Annotated in this window: 12 protein-coding genes; 7 read left to right on the forward strand and 5 right to left on the reverse strand. The window is 69.4% G+C overall.

Annotated features, from left to right (window positions below; translation table 11 throughout):
- Positions 1–16: 16 nt before the first annotated feature.
- Both ACX114_RS32160 and ACX114_RS32165 read right to left on the reverse strand, forming a co-directional pair.
- Positions 17–640, reverse strand: coding sequence for an LURP-one-related/scramblase family protein (locus ACX114_RS32160; RefSeq protein ID WP_459290923.1), 624 nt, complete (start codon positions 638–640; stop codon positions 17–19).
- Positions 641–682: 42 nt separating this feature from the next.
- Positions 683–1,336: a glutathione S-transferase family protein gene (locus ACX114_RS32165; protein ID WP_459290925.1), complete on the reverse strand. Its 654-nt coding sequence runs from the start codon at positions 1,334–1,336 to the stop codon at positions 683–685.
- 174 nt (positions 1,337–1,510) lie between these two features.
- On the opposite strand from ACX114_RS32165, the gene ACX114_RS32170 reads away from it, so the two are divergent.
- The 7 genes from ACX114_RS32170 (at position 1,511) to ACX114_RS32200 (ending at position 11,295) form a co-directional block, all read left to right on the forward strand.
- The gene (locus ACX114_RS32170) at positions 1,511–2,902 is read left to right on the forward strand and encodes a glutamate decarboxylase (protein ID WP_459290927.1); all 1,392 of its coding nucleotides are present in this window, start codon (positions 1,511–1,513) and stop codon (positions 2,900–2,902) included.
- A 27-nt stretch (positions 2,903–2,929) separates the two neighbouring features.
- The gene (locus tag ACX114_RS32175; protein ID WP_459290929.1) at positions 2,930–4,756 is read left to right on the forward strand and encodes an aspartate:alanine exchanger family transporter; all 1,827 of its coding nucleotides are present in this window, start codon (positions 2,930–2,932) and stop codon (positions 4,754–4,756) included.
- A gap of 79 nt (positions 4,757–4,835) precedes the next feature.
- Positions 4,836–6,734 (forward strand): SulP family inorganic anion transporter, encoded by a 1,899-nt coding sequence (locus ACX114_RS32180; protein ID WP_459290931.1) that lies wholly within the window; start codon positions 4,836–4,838, stop codon positions 6,732–6,734.
- 305 nt (positions 6,735–7,039) lie between these two features.
- Positions 7,040–7,690 carry a DUF6310 domain-containing protein gene (locus tag ACX114_RS32185; protein WP_459290933.1) on the forward strand — a complete coding sequence of 217 codons (651 nt, stop codon included), beginning with the start codon at positions 7,040–7,042 and terminating at the stop codon, positions 7,688–7,690.
- Positions 7,687–8,442, forward strand: a complete 756-nt coding sequence (locus ACX114_RS32190; RefSeq protein WP_459290935.1) for a DUF5953 family protein — start codon at positions 7,687–7,689, stop codon at positions 8,440–8,442. The genes ACX114_RS32185 and ACX114_RS32190 overlap by 4 nt, the downstream gene beginning before the upstream one ends.
- A 70-nt stretch (positions 8,443–8,512) precedes the next feature.
- Positions 8,513–10,171: an arylsulfatase gene (locus ACX114_RS32195; RefSeq protein ID WP_459290937.1), complete on the forward strand. Its 1,659-nt coding sequence runs from the start codon at positions 8,513–8,515 to the stop codon at positions 10,169–10,171.
- A 122-nt stretch (positions 10,172–10,293) separates the two neighbouring features.
- Positions 10,294–11,295, forward strand: coding sequence for a formylglycine-generating enzyme family protein (locus ACX114_RS32200; RefSeq protein ID WP_459290939.1), 1,002 nt, complete (start codon positions 10,294–10,296; stop codon positions 11,293–11,295).
- Positions 11,296–11,299: 4 nt separating this feature from the next.
- On the opposite strand, the gene ACX114_RS32205 is transcribed toward ACX114_RS32200, so the two are convergent.
- Genes ACX114_RS32205 through ACX114_RS32215 form a run of 3 tightly spaced genes read right to left on the reverse strand, consistent with a single transcriptional unit; the run spans position 11,300 to position 15,751 of the window.
- Positions 11,300–12,541 carry a threonine/serine exporter family protein gene (locus ACX114_RS32205; protein WP_459290941.1) on the reverse strand — a complete coding sequence of 414 codons (1,242 nt, stop codon included), beginning with the start codon at positions 12,539–12,541 and terminating at the stop codon, positions 11,300–11,302.
- On the reverse strand, positions 12,538–13,989 hold the full coding sequence (locus tag ACX114_RS32210; protein WP_459290943.1) for a hypothetical protein: 1,452 nt from the start codon (positions 13,987–13,989) through the stop codon (positions 12,538–12,540). The genes ACX114_RS32205 and ACX114_RS32210 overlap by 4 nt, the downstream gene beginning before the upstream one ends.
- 4 nt (positions 13,990–13,993) lie before the next feature.
- A complete protein-coding gene (locus ACX114_RS32215; protein ID WP_459290945.1) occupies positions 13,994–15,751 on the reverse strand; it encodes a SulP family inorganic anion transporter in 1,758 nt (585 codons plus the stop codon).
- Between the last annotated feature and the right edge of the window lie 105 nt (positions 15,752–15,856).

A 15,856-nucleotide genomic window follows, 5' to 3' on the forward strand; every position in this document is an offset into this window, starting at 1 on the left:
CCGTGTCCAGGCGTCTTCACCCGCCGGACTGTCGGCCTTCAATCGCGCACAGGAGCACCGCCGCGGCGATGCCCAGACGCCGGTCCAACCGGCGCTGCGTGTCCACGGAGAAGTCCAGGTCGATCTTCTGGATGAACGGGTTGAAGTGCTGCCGGAAGCTGAACACCTGCTCGCTGCCCAGGGTCCCGGTGAAGGTCTGCGGGATGAGGCTGGTGAGGAAGCGCCGCACGAGCGCCAGCAGCATGCTGTCCTCCTCCACCTTGCCCACCTCCTGCCCATCCGCGTCCAGGATGAGCCAGGTGTCGCGCAGGATGGAGCTCAGGGCCTTGCGGCGCAGCGCGCCCACGCGCTCTCCCGTCGCCGCGTCGGTGACGTCGTAGGTGGCGCCGAAGTCCAGGATGCCGCGGGCCTGGATGGTGATGAGCTCCTCCTGCATGTCCTCGCCGCTGTAGACGCGCAGGTCCTCCTTCAGCTTGAAGGCCTTCATCTTCGAGTAGAAGGCGACGTTGCCCGCCGCGTCGTAGATGTGGAACGCGCCGCCGAAGATCTTGAAGAACTTGCGGCGGAGCATGTAGTGGGTCTGGCCGAAGCGCCCGGAGGCAAGCTCACTCCGGGGACGGGTCTGGAGGGCGGAGGACATGACTTCCTCCCTAGCGCGAAGCGGCGCGCGGAGCCAGTCGCGTCAGGCCTCGCGCCGCTCGTGCTGCTGGAAGGCCTCCATCTGCGCGGCCAGCGCGCGCTGGAACGCGGGCCGGGCCTCGCAGCGTTCCTTGTAGGCCTTGAGCGTGGGATGCGCGTCGAGCACGTCGGTGTGCCGCAGGATGCGCAGCACCGTGGTCATCATCAGGTCGCCCGCGGTGAAGCGGTCCTCCAGGTACTCGCGACTCCCCAGCCACGTGGCCAGCTCGCCCAGGCGGTGGTGGATCTGCTTCTCCACGTCGGGCCGGTGGAGCTTCGCCCAGGGGGCATCCGGCGCGAACAGGTCGATCTCCGCGAGCTGCTGGACGTAGATCTCCACCGAGTTCAACGCCGCGAACACCCACGTGAGCGCGCGCGTCCGGCCCGCCTCGTCCCTGGGGAAGAGCGCTTCGCTCTTCAGCGCGATGTGGACCACGATGGCGCCCGACTCGAAGAGCGTCAGGCCGTCCTCCTGGAACACCGGCACCTGCCCGAAGGGCTGCTGCGCGCGGTAGTCCGCGGACTTCTGAATCTGGGGGTCGATGAGCCGCGCCTCGTACGGCAGGCCCGCCTCCTCCAGCGCCCACCTCACCCGGAGGTCCCGAACCACGCCTTGCGCGAACGGCGGCACCCACTTGAATGCACTAACGGTGATCATGCCCGGCAGCCTCGCGCCACTCCGGCAGGCATGACCAGCGTCATGCATGACGCATGTCGCCGGAGGAAACAGACGGATGCGCCGCTGGCCGGCCCTCCCTGGAGGACGACGCCCTTCCCGCGCGCACGCGCCATCTCACCGAAAGGGAAGGCACCCCACCGTCAAGGAGCGCGCATGCCGCTGCATGGAAAGGACGAAGTCCGCGACCGCATCAACGACGACGTCTACGCCTCGCCGGACCTGTCCGTCCCGATGCCCAAGTTCCGCATCCCGGACGACGAGCACAGCGCGGAGCACGCCTACGCGGTGGTGCATGACGAGCTGCTGTTGGACGGCAACTCGCGGCAGAACCTGGCCACCTTCTGCCAGACGTGGTCCGAGCCCCAGGTGCACCGGCTGATGGACGAGTGCCTGGACAAGAACATGATCGACAAGGACGAGTACCCGCAGACCGCGGAGATTGAAACGCGCTGCGTGAACATGCTCGCCGACCTCTGGCACGCGCCCGACGCGAACAACACCGTGGGCACCTCCACCACCGGCTCCAGCGAGGCCGCGATGCTGGGCGGCCTGGCCCTGAAGTGGCGCTGGCGCAAGCGCCGCGAAGCGCAGGGAAAGCCCACGGACAAGCCCAACCTCATCTGCGGCCCGGTGCAGATCTGCTGGCACAAGTTCGCGCGCTACTTCGACGTGGAGCTGCGGCAGGTGCCGCTCGCCCCCGGCCGGATGACGCTGACGCCGGAGGAGGTGCTCAAGCGCTGCGACGAGAACACCATCGGCATGGTGCCCACGCTGGGCGTCACCTTCAACCTCGTCTACGAGCCGGTGGCGGCCATCGCGGAGGCGCTGGACGACTTGCAGCGGCGCACGGGCCTGGACATCCCCATCCACGTGGACGCGGCGAGCGGCGGCTTCATCGCGCCGTTCATCCACAAGGACGTGGTGTGGGACTTCCGCATCGAACGGGTGAAGTCCATCAACGCCTCCGGCCACAAGTTCGGCCTGACGCCGCTGGGCTGCGGCTGGGCGGTGTGGCGCGACAAGAGCGACCTGCCCGACGAGCTGGTGTTCCGCGTGGACTACCTGGGCGGGGACATGCCGACGTTCGCGCTGAACTTCTCGCGGCCGGGCGGGCAGATCGCCATCCAGTACTACAACTTCCTGCGCCTGGGGAAAGAGGGCTACCGGCGCGTCCAGCAGGCGTGCTCGGACACCGCGAACTTCATGGCGAAGGCCATCGAGCAGATCGGCCTCTTCGACATCCTCTACGACGGCCGGGGCGGCGTGCCTGGCGTGTGCTGGAAGATGAAGGACGGCGTGAACCCGGGCTTCACGCTCTATGACCTGGCGGACCGGATGCGCGAGCGGGGCTGGCAGGTGCCCGCCTACCCCATGCCTTCCAACCTCCAGGACCTGGTCGTGCAGCGAGTGCTGGTGCGCCACGGCGTCAGCCGGGACCTGGCCACGCTGCTGGTGCACGACCTGGTGAGCTGCATCGAGCACTTCCGCCGCCACCCGGTGTCCACGCCCATGTCGAAGGAAGAGGCGTCCGGCTACCACCACTGAGGCCCCACACGGGAAGGGAGCATTCCCATGCGAGTCATCACCCGCCCCCCCGCGCTCGTCGTGGGGGCCGTGGCCGTGGGGCTGGCGGCCGTCGCCTTCGCCCAGGGCACGGGCGCAGCTCCAGCGCCGCACGGCTTCTTCGGGAAGCTGCTCGGGGCGCTGGGGCATCAGCCCTTCATCCTGCTGTTCCTCGTCGTGGCGGGGGGCTACGCGCTGGGGAAGATGCAGGTGAAGGGCGTGGGCCTGGGCTCCACCGCGGCCACGCTGCTGTTGGGGTTGGCGGTGAGCCTCTGGGCCTACCAGGCGTTCCACATCACCTATGCCATCCCGGAGTTCACCAGCACGGTGTTCTTCAACCTCTTCATCTTCGCCATCGGCATGAAGGTGGGGCCGCAGTTCATCGGCGGGCTCCAGCGCGAGGGGCGGCACCTGCTGGTGCTGGCGCTGCTGGTGCCGCTCCTGTCCGCGCTGCTGGTGTACCTGTCGAGGTTCGTCTTCCCCCTCCAGCCGGGACTGGTGGCCGGCATCCTGTCCGGCGCGAACACGGCCACGCCCGGCTTCGGCGCGGCGCAGTCGGCGCTGGCCAGCGGCGCGGTGAAGCTGCCCTCGGGCGTGACGCTGGAAGAGGCCCGCGCGAACCTGACCACGTCCTACGCGCTGCTCTACTCCGTCAGCATGGTGCTCTTCACCGTGATGGCGAAGGTGCTGCCGAAGCTGTTCGGCCGAGACGCGATGGCGGACGCGAAGGCGATGGAGCAGCAGCTCGCGGGTGAGCAGCAGGACCCCCTGCCCGGCACCGCCGAGTCCTTCCTCCACGGCACCGCGCCGCTGCACGTTCGCGTGTTCCGCGTGGAGAACCCGGAGGTGGCCGGACAGAGCCTGGGACAGTTGGGGCCCCTGGCGCCTCGCGCGGGCGTCGAGCGGGTGCTGCACGCGGGCCGCGTCTACCTGCCCGAGGACGGTCTGGTGCTGCACCGGGGGGACGAGGTCGCCGTGGCGGGCCCCGTGGGACTGCTCTTGAACGGGCCCGTGCGCATCGGGCCGGAGGTGAACTCGCCGCTGGGGGACGTGCGCGTGGAGACGGTGGAGCTCATCGCGCACCAGACGGACATCGTCGGGCGCACGCTGGGAGAGCTGGCCGAGACGGCAGGGCATGGCCTCTACCTCAACGCTTGGTTTCGCGGCGGCGTCGAGCTGCCGCTCGATCGGAACGAGGTCGTCCGCCGGGGAGACGTCCTGCGCGTGACGGGCAGCCACCGGCGCCTGGAGGCGATGGAGAAGCACGTGGGTCAGGGGGTGCGGCCCAGCCTGGTGACGGACATCATCACCCTGGCGTTGGGCGTGGCGCTGGGCGCGTTCCTGGGCGCCATCACCGTGCCGGTGGGCGGAGTGAAGTTCAGCCTGGGCTCCGCGGTGGGTCTGCTCATCGTGAGCATCGGCTTGAGCATCCTGCGCACGCACAACCCGGCGCTGGGTGGCCCCTTCCCGGAGGCGGCGCGCGAGCTGCTGGAGGACCTGGGCCTCAACGTCTTCATCGCCATCCTGGGCATCAACGCGGGCGCGGGCGTGGCGAGCGCCATCGCGGGGGGCACGCTGACGCCCATCCTGGTGGTGGGCCTCATCGCGGCGCTGGTGCCGCCCATCGTCGCGTGGGTGGTGGGCCAGTACGTGATGAAGATGAACACCGCCGTGCTGATGGGCGCCGTCGCGGGAGCTCGGTGCAACAGCGCCGGCATGCGCGCGTCGCAGGAGGCCACGCACAGCATCATCCCGGCCATCGGTTATCCGGTGACGTTCGCGGTGTCGAACCTGCTGCTCACGCTCATCTGCTACCTCTTCGCCTTGATGGGCTGACGGCGCGGGGCCCGGGCCGCCTGGACGCCCAGGCCTGACGGACGATGCGCCTGTCGGGTCGGGTGACCACCTCGAGCGCATGGGTACACCCTGGCTCACCCGCGTCAGTCCCTTCGTGGCTTCGCTGAAGGGTTATGACAGGACGCGACTGAAGAAGGACCTGGTGGGCGCGCTCACGGTGACGGCGCTGCACATCCCGGAGGGCATGGCCTACGCGCAGCTCGCGGGACTGCCTCCGCAGGCGGCGCTGTACTCCACTCCGGCGGCGCTGGCGTTGTATGCGCTGTTCGGCAGCTCGCGGCAGCTCATCATCGCGGTGTCCGCCAGCGTGTCGGTGCTCTCCGCCGCCACGGTGGGTGCGATGGCGCAGCAGGGCACGCCGCGCTTCGTGGCGCTCACGGCGGCGCTGGCGCTGATGGCGGGCGCGGTGGCCGTGCTGGCGGGGGTGCTGAAGCTGGGCCGCGTCGCGCAGTTCTTCTCCTCCTCCGTGCTGAGCGGCTTCGTGTTCGGGCTGGCGCTCATCATCGCCATCAAGCAGGTGCCCAAGCTGTTGGGCATCGAGGGCGCGAAGGGCGGCTTCTTCGAGCGGCTGGGCTACATCCTCACGCACCTGGGGCAGACGCACGTGCTGACGCTCGCGGTGGGTGCGGCGAGCATCGCGGCGCTGCTGCTCCTGGGGCGTGTGTCCCGGCGAATTCCGGCGGCGCTCGCGGTGCTGGTGCTGGGCATTGCTGCATCGTCGCTGTTGCACCTGGATGCGAAGGGGGTGGCCATCGTGGGGCACATTCCCGCGGGCCTGGTGCCGCCGCAGATTCCGGATGTGAAGCTGGGCGACCTGGTGAATCTGTTGCCGGGCGCTTGCGGCATCGCGCTGGTGGCGTTCGCGGAGGCCATTGGCCCGGCGCGCATGTTCGCCGCGAAGCACGGCTACGAGGTCGACCCCAACCGCGAGCTGGTGGGTCTGGGCGCGGCGAACCTGGGCGGAGGTCTGTTCCGGGGCTTCGGCATGGGGTGCAGCCTGTCCAAGTCCGCCGCGAATGATCAGGCGGGGTCCACCACGGAGGTGTCCTCGCTGGTGACCGCGGGGCTGACGATGCTGGTGGCGCTGTTCCTCACGGGGCTGTTCCGCGCGCTGCCGGAGGCGACGCTGGGGGCCATCGTGGTGGTGGCCATCCTGGGGATGATGGACGTGAAGGAACTGGTGCGGTTGGCGCGCCTGCGCCGCGCGGACTTCCTGGGGGCGGCGGTGGCGCTCGTGGGCGTGCTGGCCTTCGACGTGTTGCCTGGACTGCTCATCGCGGTGGGCCTGTCGCTGTTCCTCACGGTGTACCGGGCCAGCCGGCCGCGCCTGAGCGAGCTGGGGCGGGTGCCGGGGACGCTGGACCTGGCGGCCACGCACCGGGAGTCCTCCGCCATCACCCTGCCCGGCCTGGATGTCTTCCGGCCGGAGGAGGGGGTGTTCTTCGCCAACGCGACGTCACTGAGGGACGAGGTGCTGAAGCGCGTGCACGACGCGAAGGTGCCGGTGCGCGAGGTGTTGCTGGACCTGGAGTTGACGGACGACCTGGACGTGCCGGGCGCGGACATGCTGGCCGGGCTGCACGAGGACCTGTCGAACCGGGGCATCACGTTGTCCCTGGCGCGAGTGCACGCACCGGCGCAGCGGCTGCTGGAGCGCACGGGCGTGCTGGAGAGGCTGGGGAAGGAGAACGTCCATCCGCACGTGCGCGCGGGCGTGGAGGCGTGGATGGCGCATCACGAGTCCCAGGCCTGGCAGGAGTGGCGCCTCATCCAGGATGGCCTGTACCTGGTGCGCTCGCGCGTGGACGAAGCGGGCGCGATGCTGCACGGCGAGGAGCGGCACCGACAGGAGGACCTGCTCATCCGGCTGGATGAGGCGGACACACGCATGCGGGAGCTGCTGCGGAACCTGCCGCATCCACCGGCTGACGACGACTCGCGGGGGCCCGTGCACTGAAAGGCCTGACTGGTACTGTTCGAGGGTCCCCTCCTCGAAAGAACGTGGCCATGCCGGGTCGAGCCGCCATCGCGCTTCTGCTTCTTCTCTCGGCTTGCGCGTCGTCGACGTCAACGCTGCGCGGTTCAGCGGCCGGGAGCACGCGCATCGCGAATCTCCAGCGGGCAGCGAAGCTGCCCTGGACGGATGACGGACGGTGCGTCGTCCAGGAGGCGTCCCGTCCCTGGGCCGAGGTGGCGGAGCGGTGCTTCCCGGCGCTGGACACCGACCGGGTCCGGTTTCGTGACACGACGGGACGGTGCACCGTGGCCTCCGCGGACGCGGCAGTGCTGGGAGTCGGTGTTTGCGTCCTGGCCGCGCCGGAGATCGCCGTGGGCGCGGTGATTGTCATCGGCGTGATGGTGGCCGCCGTCGCCATCAAGGAGGAGTTGGACGCGTATGAGTTCCGCCAGCTCTATCCGGAGGAGGTGAAGCCGACAGTCGGAACGATGGTGGCGCCGCGGGAGACCGTGGCGAAACGAAAGCCCCAGCCTCAGCCCTCGGGCCAGGACCTGCTCCCGCCACTTCCGCCCAGGCACCGCAGGCGTCCGTCCCGTTGCGAACCCATCCCCGTGCCGCACCGGGGCGGAGACGATGACCACAACAAGTGCGCGGATCGCATCCCGCCGAACCGGTTTCCCGGTATGGATGCGCTCGTGGATGGGAAGCACTTCGACGCGCTACAGGTAGGAGTGCCCGTGCTGTGGGAGATCAAGACCGACCAGTTCGACACGTACAGTGCATTCCTCCAAGTAACGGTCGTTGAAGACCAGGCAAGGAAGATGCGCGAAGAGCAGGACATCGCGGAAGGCTGTGGGTATGGCTTCGTTGTGGGAGTGAGCACCGAGAAGCACAAAGAGGCGTTGCTCCGCCAGGACGAGCGCCTTCATATCGTCGTCACAGGATGCACCCGATGACCACGCGGTCCCTCATTGCCGTCACCATCTACGCCCCTGCACTGATGCACAATGACGGCCGTGTACTCACGGTTGTTCATGCAATGGAACGAGCGATCCCAGGCCTGCGAATGGAATGGGAAATCTCCAAGGAGGGGCACCCCATTGCATTGCCGCAACGGGACTCCTGGGTCGAGGAAGCGGCATCACGCAGGCGATTTCCTCTTCTCTGCAATGGCAACGAGAGCCATCCCGTAACGCTCAACGGACTGGAGACTTCCGCACGTCAAGCTCCAGGCGGACAGCCCCTTCTCGACATCCATGCACAGCTGCCCCTGGATGCGGTCGCCATCGAGAACGCCGCGAACATGCTGGTGGGCATCGCGGAGAGCGCGAGAGGGTTTTGGGGCCATGCGTCTCAGGGGAGCTTCGGCGTGGAACTCTCCGAGCAACTGCATCGCTCCGCGAATTCGCCAAAGCTGTCCCCTCGGGGACTCCCCATGCTGGAAATGCCAAAGCACCTTCGCTCTCCAACGGTTCCACATTACCTCGGGTGGCTGAACTACTGGTCCGAAGCCGCCGCACAGGCCATTGGCTTCCCGGACGCTTCCCGCGACTCGGAGCTGCTGTCCCGCTCACGGCGCACCCCTTCTGGTGGCTGGGTGGTCCAGCTCACGGAAGCGCCGCTCGATTACGACAACCCCGAGCACATCGGAGCACTCCGGCGGGCCTACGAGCGCTTCCCCGCCATTGGCGGACGCGACTCACGCTGAGCCGGGACCTGCCTCCTGGAACGATGCCCGTGCCGACTTCTGTGGACACCTCGTGCCCAGGAGGTCGTTCATGGCGAGCAAGGCGAAGTCCTCGGGCAACGGACACGGCAAGCAGGCGAAGCAGAAGCCCAACATCCTGGTCATCTGGGGAGATGACATCGGCTTCTGGAACATCAGCGCCTACAACCAGGGAATGATGGGCTACCGCACGCCCAACATCGACCGCATCGCGAAGCAGGGCGCGATGATGACCGACTGCTATGGCCAACAGAGCTGCACCGCGGGCCGCGCGGCGTTCATCACCGGCATGAACCCGCTTCGCACCGGGCTCACCACCATTGGGATGCCGGGCGCGAAGTACGGCCTGCAGGACTCCGACCCCACCATCGCGGAGATGCTCAAGCCGCTGGGCTACACCTGCGGCCAGTTCGGCAAGAACCACCTGGGCGACTCCAATCCCTACCTGCCCACCCACCACGGCTTCGACGAGTTCTTCGGCAACCTCTACCACCTCAACGCGGAGAACGAGCCGGAGTGCCCGGACTACCCCAAGGACCCGGCCTTCAAGGCGCATTTCGGGCCGCGCGGCGTGCTGCACAGCTGGGCCACGGCCCGCAAGGACGTCACCGAGGAGCCGCGCTGGGGCATCGTGGGCAACCAGCGCATCGAGGACACCGGCCCGCTCACCAAGAAGCGCATGGAGACGGTGGACGGAGAATTCCTGGAGGGCTCGCTGGACTTCATGGAGCGCGCCGTGAAGGAGGGCAAGCCCTTCTTCCTCTGGCACAACACCACGCGCACGCACGTCTGGACGTTCCTCCAGGAGAAGTACCGCAACATCACGGGCTACGGCCTCTACGCGGACGCGATGCGGGAGCTGGACGACATCGTCGGGGTGCTGCTGGACAAGCTGGACGAGCTGGGCATCGCTGACAACACCCTGGTGGTCTTCTCCACCGACAACGGCGTGGAGAAGATGGGCTGGCCAGACGGAGGCAACAGCCCGTTCCGCGGGGAGAAGGGCTCGACGTGGGAGGGCGGCGTGCGGGTGCCGTGCGTGGTGCGCTGGCCGGGCGTGGTGGAGCCGGGGCGCGTCATCAACGACATCTTCGCGCACGAGGACTGGATGCCCACGCTGGTCGCCGCGGCGGGCGGCCCCAAGGACCTCGTGGAGAAGTGCAAGCGCGGCTACAAGGTGGGGGCCAAGACCTTCCGGGTCCACCTGGATGGGTATGACCAGACAGGGCTTCTGGCGGGCACGGAGGAGGGCCGCCGCAACGAGTTCATCTACGTGCTCGACAGCGGCGACCTGGCGGCGGTCCGGTACAAGGACTGGAAGATCATCTTCAGCTACCAGGACGGTGAAGGCCCGGACATGTGGTTCAGCGGCAAGCGCTTCAACCCGGCGTGGCCCTACCTCATCAACCTGCGCTCGGACCCGTTCGAATACGGCCCCCACTCCGGCCTGTACACGTCCTGGTACGGCGAGCGCATGTTCACGTTCGTCCCGGCGCAGATGCTGGTGAAGCAGTTCGCGGAGAGCCTCATCGAGTTCCTGCCCAGCCAGGCCCCGGGCAGCCTGAGCATCGGGCCGATGAAGGAGCGCGTGAAACAGCAGATGGCGGCGGCGCGAAAGAAGAAGGAGGAGCCCAGCGTCAGCGACCAGGTCATGTCCCTGGCCAATGAGGTGGAGCAGTTCATCCACCGCTTCCAGCAGTCGCACCACTAGCCGTCCGGGGCGTCGGGCCGTGGAGCGCCCATTCCTCCACTGCCCGACACCCGTCCCGTTCCCGGGTGCGAGTGTCATTCCCCTCGCCGGACCGGATGTTCTCCGTTGGAGGACATCCCACCATGCACCGGAATGACAGCCGCGACGCCACTCCCGATGTGGAGCCCACCGACACCGCCGCGCGCCCCGGCCGGGCTCCGTTCCCGGACATGGTGTGGATTCCCGGTGGCACGTACTGGATGGGCTCCGACCATCACTATCCAGAAGAGGCCCCCGCGCATCAGGTGACCGTCTCCGGCTTCTGGATGGACCGCTTCACCGTGACGAACGAACAGTTCGCCCGCTTCGTCGAAGCCACCGGCTACGTCACCGTCGCCCAGCGCCCGCTCAATCCCGCGGACTATCCCGGCGCCACACCGGAGACGCTCGTCCCCGGCTCGCTCGTCTTTCAAAAGGCCCAGGGGCCCGTGGACCTGGGCAACGTGGCCAACTGGTGGAGCTATGTCCCCGAGGCCTGCTGGAAACACCCCGAAGGCCGCCGCTCCTCCGTGAAACACCGCCGCGACCACCCCGTCGTCCACATCGCCTTCGAGGACGCGGAGGCCTACGCCACCTGGGCCGGCAAGACGCTCCCCACCGAGGCGGAGTGGGAGCGCGCCGCTCGCGGCGGACTGGACCGCAACGAGTTCTGCTGGGGCAATGACTTCACCCCGAACGGCGAACACCTGGCCAACACCTGGCAGGGCTACTTCCCATGGCAGAACCTCCGCGAGGACGGCCACGAGGGCACCTGCCCCGTCGGCGCCTTCCCGCCCAATGGCTACGGCCTGCACGAGATGGCCGGCAACGTCTGGGAATGGACCACCGACTGGTACCAGGAGCGCCACCAGGGCAACAAAGGCAAGGCGTGCTGCATCCCCGTCAACCCGCGCGGCCCCTCCACCGCGCAGGGCAGCCAGGACCCCTTCACGCCCGCCATCACCATCCCTCGCCGCGTCCTCAAGGGCGGCAGCCACCTGTGCGCGCCCAACTACTGCCGCCGCTACCGCCCCGCCGCGCGCTCGCCCCAGGCCGTGGACAGCGGCGCCAGCCACATCGGCTTCCGCTGCATCGTGCGCCCTTGAGCCGCTACGCGCGGCCAGCGAAGCGCGGCGGCACCACCACCGTGGCGAACACCAGCCCCAGCACCAACTGGAGCGCCACCAGCAGCACGTTGAACAGCCGCGCGTCCTCCGCGCCCGCGGTGCCCTCGCCGAGCAGCGCGACGATGGCCTCCGTGCCGATGAAGCCCGGCGCCAGCTGCAACATCCCCGGCATGATGACCGTCATGGGCATCCGGTCCCTCCCGCGCCCGTAGAGCAGCCCCGCCACGCCCAGCACGAACGCGGCCAGCAGCGGGCTGCCCCGGTCCCCGAGCAGCAGCTTCGCCACCACCTGCGTCCCGTAGGCGAGCAGCACGCCGCCGACAATCCACACCCCGTCGCGCGGCCGCCCCGACATGCACACCGACAGCGCCACGCCGCCCACCGCCATCACGAGGAACGTCAGCACCTGCGGCAGCGCATGCTGTTCGACGTGCGGCGGCAGCGGTCCGCCCAAGCGCCAGAGCGTACCCGCCGCCGCGATGCCCACGCCCAGCATCAGGAAGCGCAAGAGGCCATACATGAGCCGGGGCAGGCCCGCCTCCACCGACTCCAGGGCCAGCTCCAGCGACCCCAGCGTCACCACCATCGCGGGCACCAGCAGTACCACCCCGCCGAACAGCGCCCGCACGGCGTTGAAGGGCGGCAGGAGGAACGTGAGCCCGAGCGCCACCAACGACCCCAGGAACGCGGCGAGGAAGCTCTTCTGCAAATCCACCCGATGCGAGCGCAGCGTGCCGAAGTGGATGACGCCCGCGAGGACGCCCACGAAGAAGGCCGCGAGCATCTCCCACCACGCCCCGCCCACCCGCGCCGCCACCGCCGCGCCATAGACGCCGTAGGCCACGAACACGAGCCACTCGGGATACGGCGCGTGCGTGGTCAGGATGCGGTCCAGCTCCACGCGGGCCTCGGGCAGCCGCACGTGCCCTTCGGGAATGGCGTCCGCCAGCCGCAGGAGCGCGGCGGCCCGGCCCAGGTTCCAGTGCGGATTGAAGGGCAGCCTCGCGAAGGCCACGTGCGGGCGTCGGGGTGACATCACCTCCGTCATCGCCAGGCTCTGGAGCGTGAAGACCTCCACGTCCAATCCCCACGCCTTCGCGGCCCGGCGCACGCGCTGCTCCACCAGCAGCGACGGCTGGTAGGCCAGGTGCAACGCCTTCGCCAGATCCAGCAGGAAGGCGGAGGCCACCCCCTCATCCACCGCGCCGTCGTGCTTCGGCGTCATGGGGCGTCCGCCTTGGGGACTTCCTCCACGGCGCCCTTGCCGCTCGTGCCCCGCGAGTCCTTGAACGAGAAGCTGGCGCCCACCAGCAGCGTGGCCTGGAAGAAGCGGACGTCCTGGCTGCGCATGGGGGCGGACAGGCCCAGTTGCTGGAGCGTCTCCGCGAACCGGGTGGTCTGCTTGCTTCCCCACGCCAGGTCGCCACCCAGCGTGAAGCGCGAGCGGCCCAGCACGAAGTGGATGCCCGAGGCGACGTGATACAGGTCCCAGCCCCCGACCAGCGCGTTCGTCGAGGGCGTCTGCTCCAACGCGCTGAAGTCCGTGTGCCCGCTCAGGTACACCCGCACCCGGTCCCCCAGCGCCTGCTCCACGCCCAGCGCCCCGTTGAGCAGCGGCTTGAGCGCGAAGGCGTAGTCCCCGTCGAGGGATTCGGTGGTGCCACGCGGCACGATGGGCTCGGCGTCCACCAGGGTGAGGGACGAGACGCGCGCGTAGCCCTCCAGGGACGCGTACACCGCGGTGGACTCGCCGAAGCTCCGGCTGACGCCGAGCGCCGCGGACCAGGAGCTGCGGAAGTGCGCCGGCAGGTCCTCCTGGAAGTCGAACACGGGCGCGGGCGCGTTCGTGTCCAGCCCCTGGGATTGGACGGCGCGCTGGTACCCCACCGAGCCCCGGCCCCAGAGGGCCACGCTCGGCGTCGTCACGGAGAGCCCCACGGCCCAGGGGCCGCGCTGATAGCTGGCGCCCAGCTTCAACAACAGCCGGACGTGGTCGAACTCCAGGTCGCGGCCCAGGGTCGCCAGCAGCTGCTGGCCGGCGGCGCCGGAGCCCTGCGCCTGCGTCTGGAAGCGCAGCTCGTGATGACGGGTCGCGACGAACGGCGTCAGGCCCAGGCCCAGGCGCTCCGTGACGGGGTAGGCCCAGGAGAGGCCCGTCCAGAACTCGCTCACGTTCTGGTCCAGCCGCACGTCCGTGGACAACGCGTCCAGGTCCTGCACGCCCGCCAGGTCCGTGCCCAGCCGCGTGCCGCGCGACTGCAGGGTGTAGGAGAAGCCCTGGCGCGTGAGCAGCGAGTAGGCCATCCGGGACTTGCCCAGGAACCCGAAGCGCAGCGAGCCGGCGATGAGCGACGGCAGCACGTCCACGTTGGAGTCGGACAGGTCCTCCCCCTGGCCCTGCCCGTCCTTCACGCTCAGGCGCGTGTATTCGTACACGCTGCCGGTGAGCTCCAACTCCGGCGCGCCCAGGAGCGCGAGCGCGCCGGGGTTGTAATAGACGGCGCTGATGTCGTTCGGGTTGCCCACGAAGGCGCCGCCCAACAGCCACGCCCGGTTGCCGAACTGCCGCGTGGTGTAGTGCGCGTCCTGCGCCAGCGCCGGCACGGACAGCAGCAGGCCCAGCACCGCGCCCGTCACGGCGCTCCCTCGGACCCTGGATTGGATGGGCGTCATGGCGTCAGTGCACCTGTGGTGAGGCGACGGGCTCGCCGTTTCCGGCGGTCCGCGCGTCGTCTCGCGATTCGAGGTAGGCGCGTACGGCCGCGCCCACGGTGGGAAAGAGCCGGTCCTCGCCAATCCGCGCGGCCAGCCCCGAGCGCTTCAGCATCCGGCGCATGGGCGCGCGCGCCTGGGCCACGGCGAAGACGAGGCCTTCGTCCGTGAGGTCCTGGCGCACCTTCTCCAGGCTCTCGGCGGCGGTGATGTCCAGGTCGAACACGGAGGACGCGTCCAGCACGAACCACCGCACCGGGGGGCGCGAGTCGGCCACCAGCCGGCGCACCTGTTCGCGCAGGAAGCGGGCGTTGGCGAAGAAGAGGGGCGCGTCGAAGCGGTAGACGACGAGGCCGGGAATCGTCTCCGCGTCCGCGTGGCCCTCCACGTCGTGCCAGCCGGGCATGCCCTCGCGCTCGCCCAGCACGGCGTCGTGCGGGTGCGCCGCGCGGCGGATGAGGTCCACCAGCGCCAGCGCCACCGCGATGAGGATGCCCTGGAGGATGCCCAGGAAGAGCACGCACAGCATCGTCACCACCGCGAGCACCGCCTCCACTGGCCGCACGCGCCAGAGCCGGAGGATGGGCTTCACCTCCAGCAGGTACACCGCCGCGACGATGACGATGGCCCCCAGCGTCACCAGCGGCAGCTTCGACAAGAGCGGCGTGAGGAACAGCGAGAACAGGAGCACCACCCCGGCCGCGACCACGCCGACGAGCTGCGTGCGCCCCTTCATGGACGCGTTGACCGCCGTGCGCGAGTCGCTGCCCGTCACCGGGAAGCCCTGCGTGAGGCCGGTGAGCAGGTTGGCCGCCGCCTGGCCGATGAACTCCTGATGGGTGTCCAGCCGGTAGCCGAAGCGGTCCGCGTAGATGCGGCCCGTGAGCACGGAGCTGGCGTAGTTCACCAGCGCGAGGCTGAAGGCCGCGGGCAGGAGCGTGCGCACGTCGTCGAAGCGCAGGGAGGGCAGGCCGAACGAGGGCGCCGCCGCGGCGATGGTCCCCACCACCTTCACGCCACCGTGCTCCAACTGGAACGCCCAGGTCACCCCCGTGGTGAGCGCCACCATCACCAGCGGCGCGGGCCAGCGAGGCAGGAAGCGGCGCATGGCCACCAGCGCCGCGACGATGGCCAGCCCCAACACCAGCGTGGGCACGTGCGTGCGGCCCACGTTCGCCGCGACCTCATGCAACTGCCCCGCGAACTCGTTCGACCTGCGCTCCAGCCCGAACATCCGCGCCAGCTGGCTGCCAATGATGATGAGCGCCGCGCCGTTGACGTAGCCGATGAGGATGGGCCTCGACAGGAAGTCCGCCAGCGCTCCCGCGCGGCACAGCCCGCCCAGGAGGCTCACGACGCCCACCATCAGCGCCAGGAGCGCCGCCAGCGACGCGAGCCGCTCCGGTCCTCCCCCCGCCACCACCGGGCCCAGCGCCGTCGCGGTGAGGATGGCCGCGCCCGCCTCCGGCCCCAGCAGCAGGTGGCGCGAAGGGCCGAACAGCGCGTACGCCAGCATCGCGAAGACGCCCGCGTACAGCCCCGCCACGGGGCGCACGCCGACAATCTGCGCGTAGGCCAGCCCCTGGGGGATGAGCATCGCGCCCACGGTGAGCGCGGCCAGGACGTCCGCGCGCAGCCACCGCCGCTCGTAGGTCCGCGCCTGCTCGACGCCCGGAAGGAACCGGCCCAGGACATCAGCGGCCGTGGCCGCGGTGCGCTTCATGGCCCTTCCCCCCCGTGCGCCTGACCTCCCGGACGCAAGGAAGGGTGGAGGCACCCGGGCCCCGTGGCATCACCCACCGGGGTGCGTTGCGCTCATCGGCTTCAC

Source organism: Corallococcus sp. M7 (genome assembly GCF_054512695.1).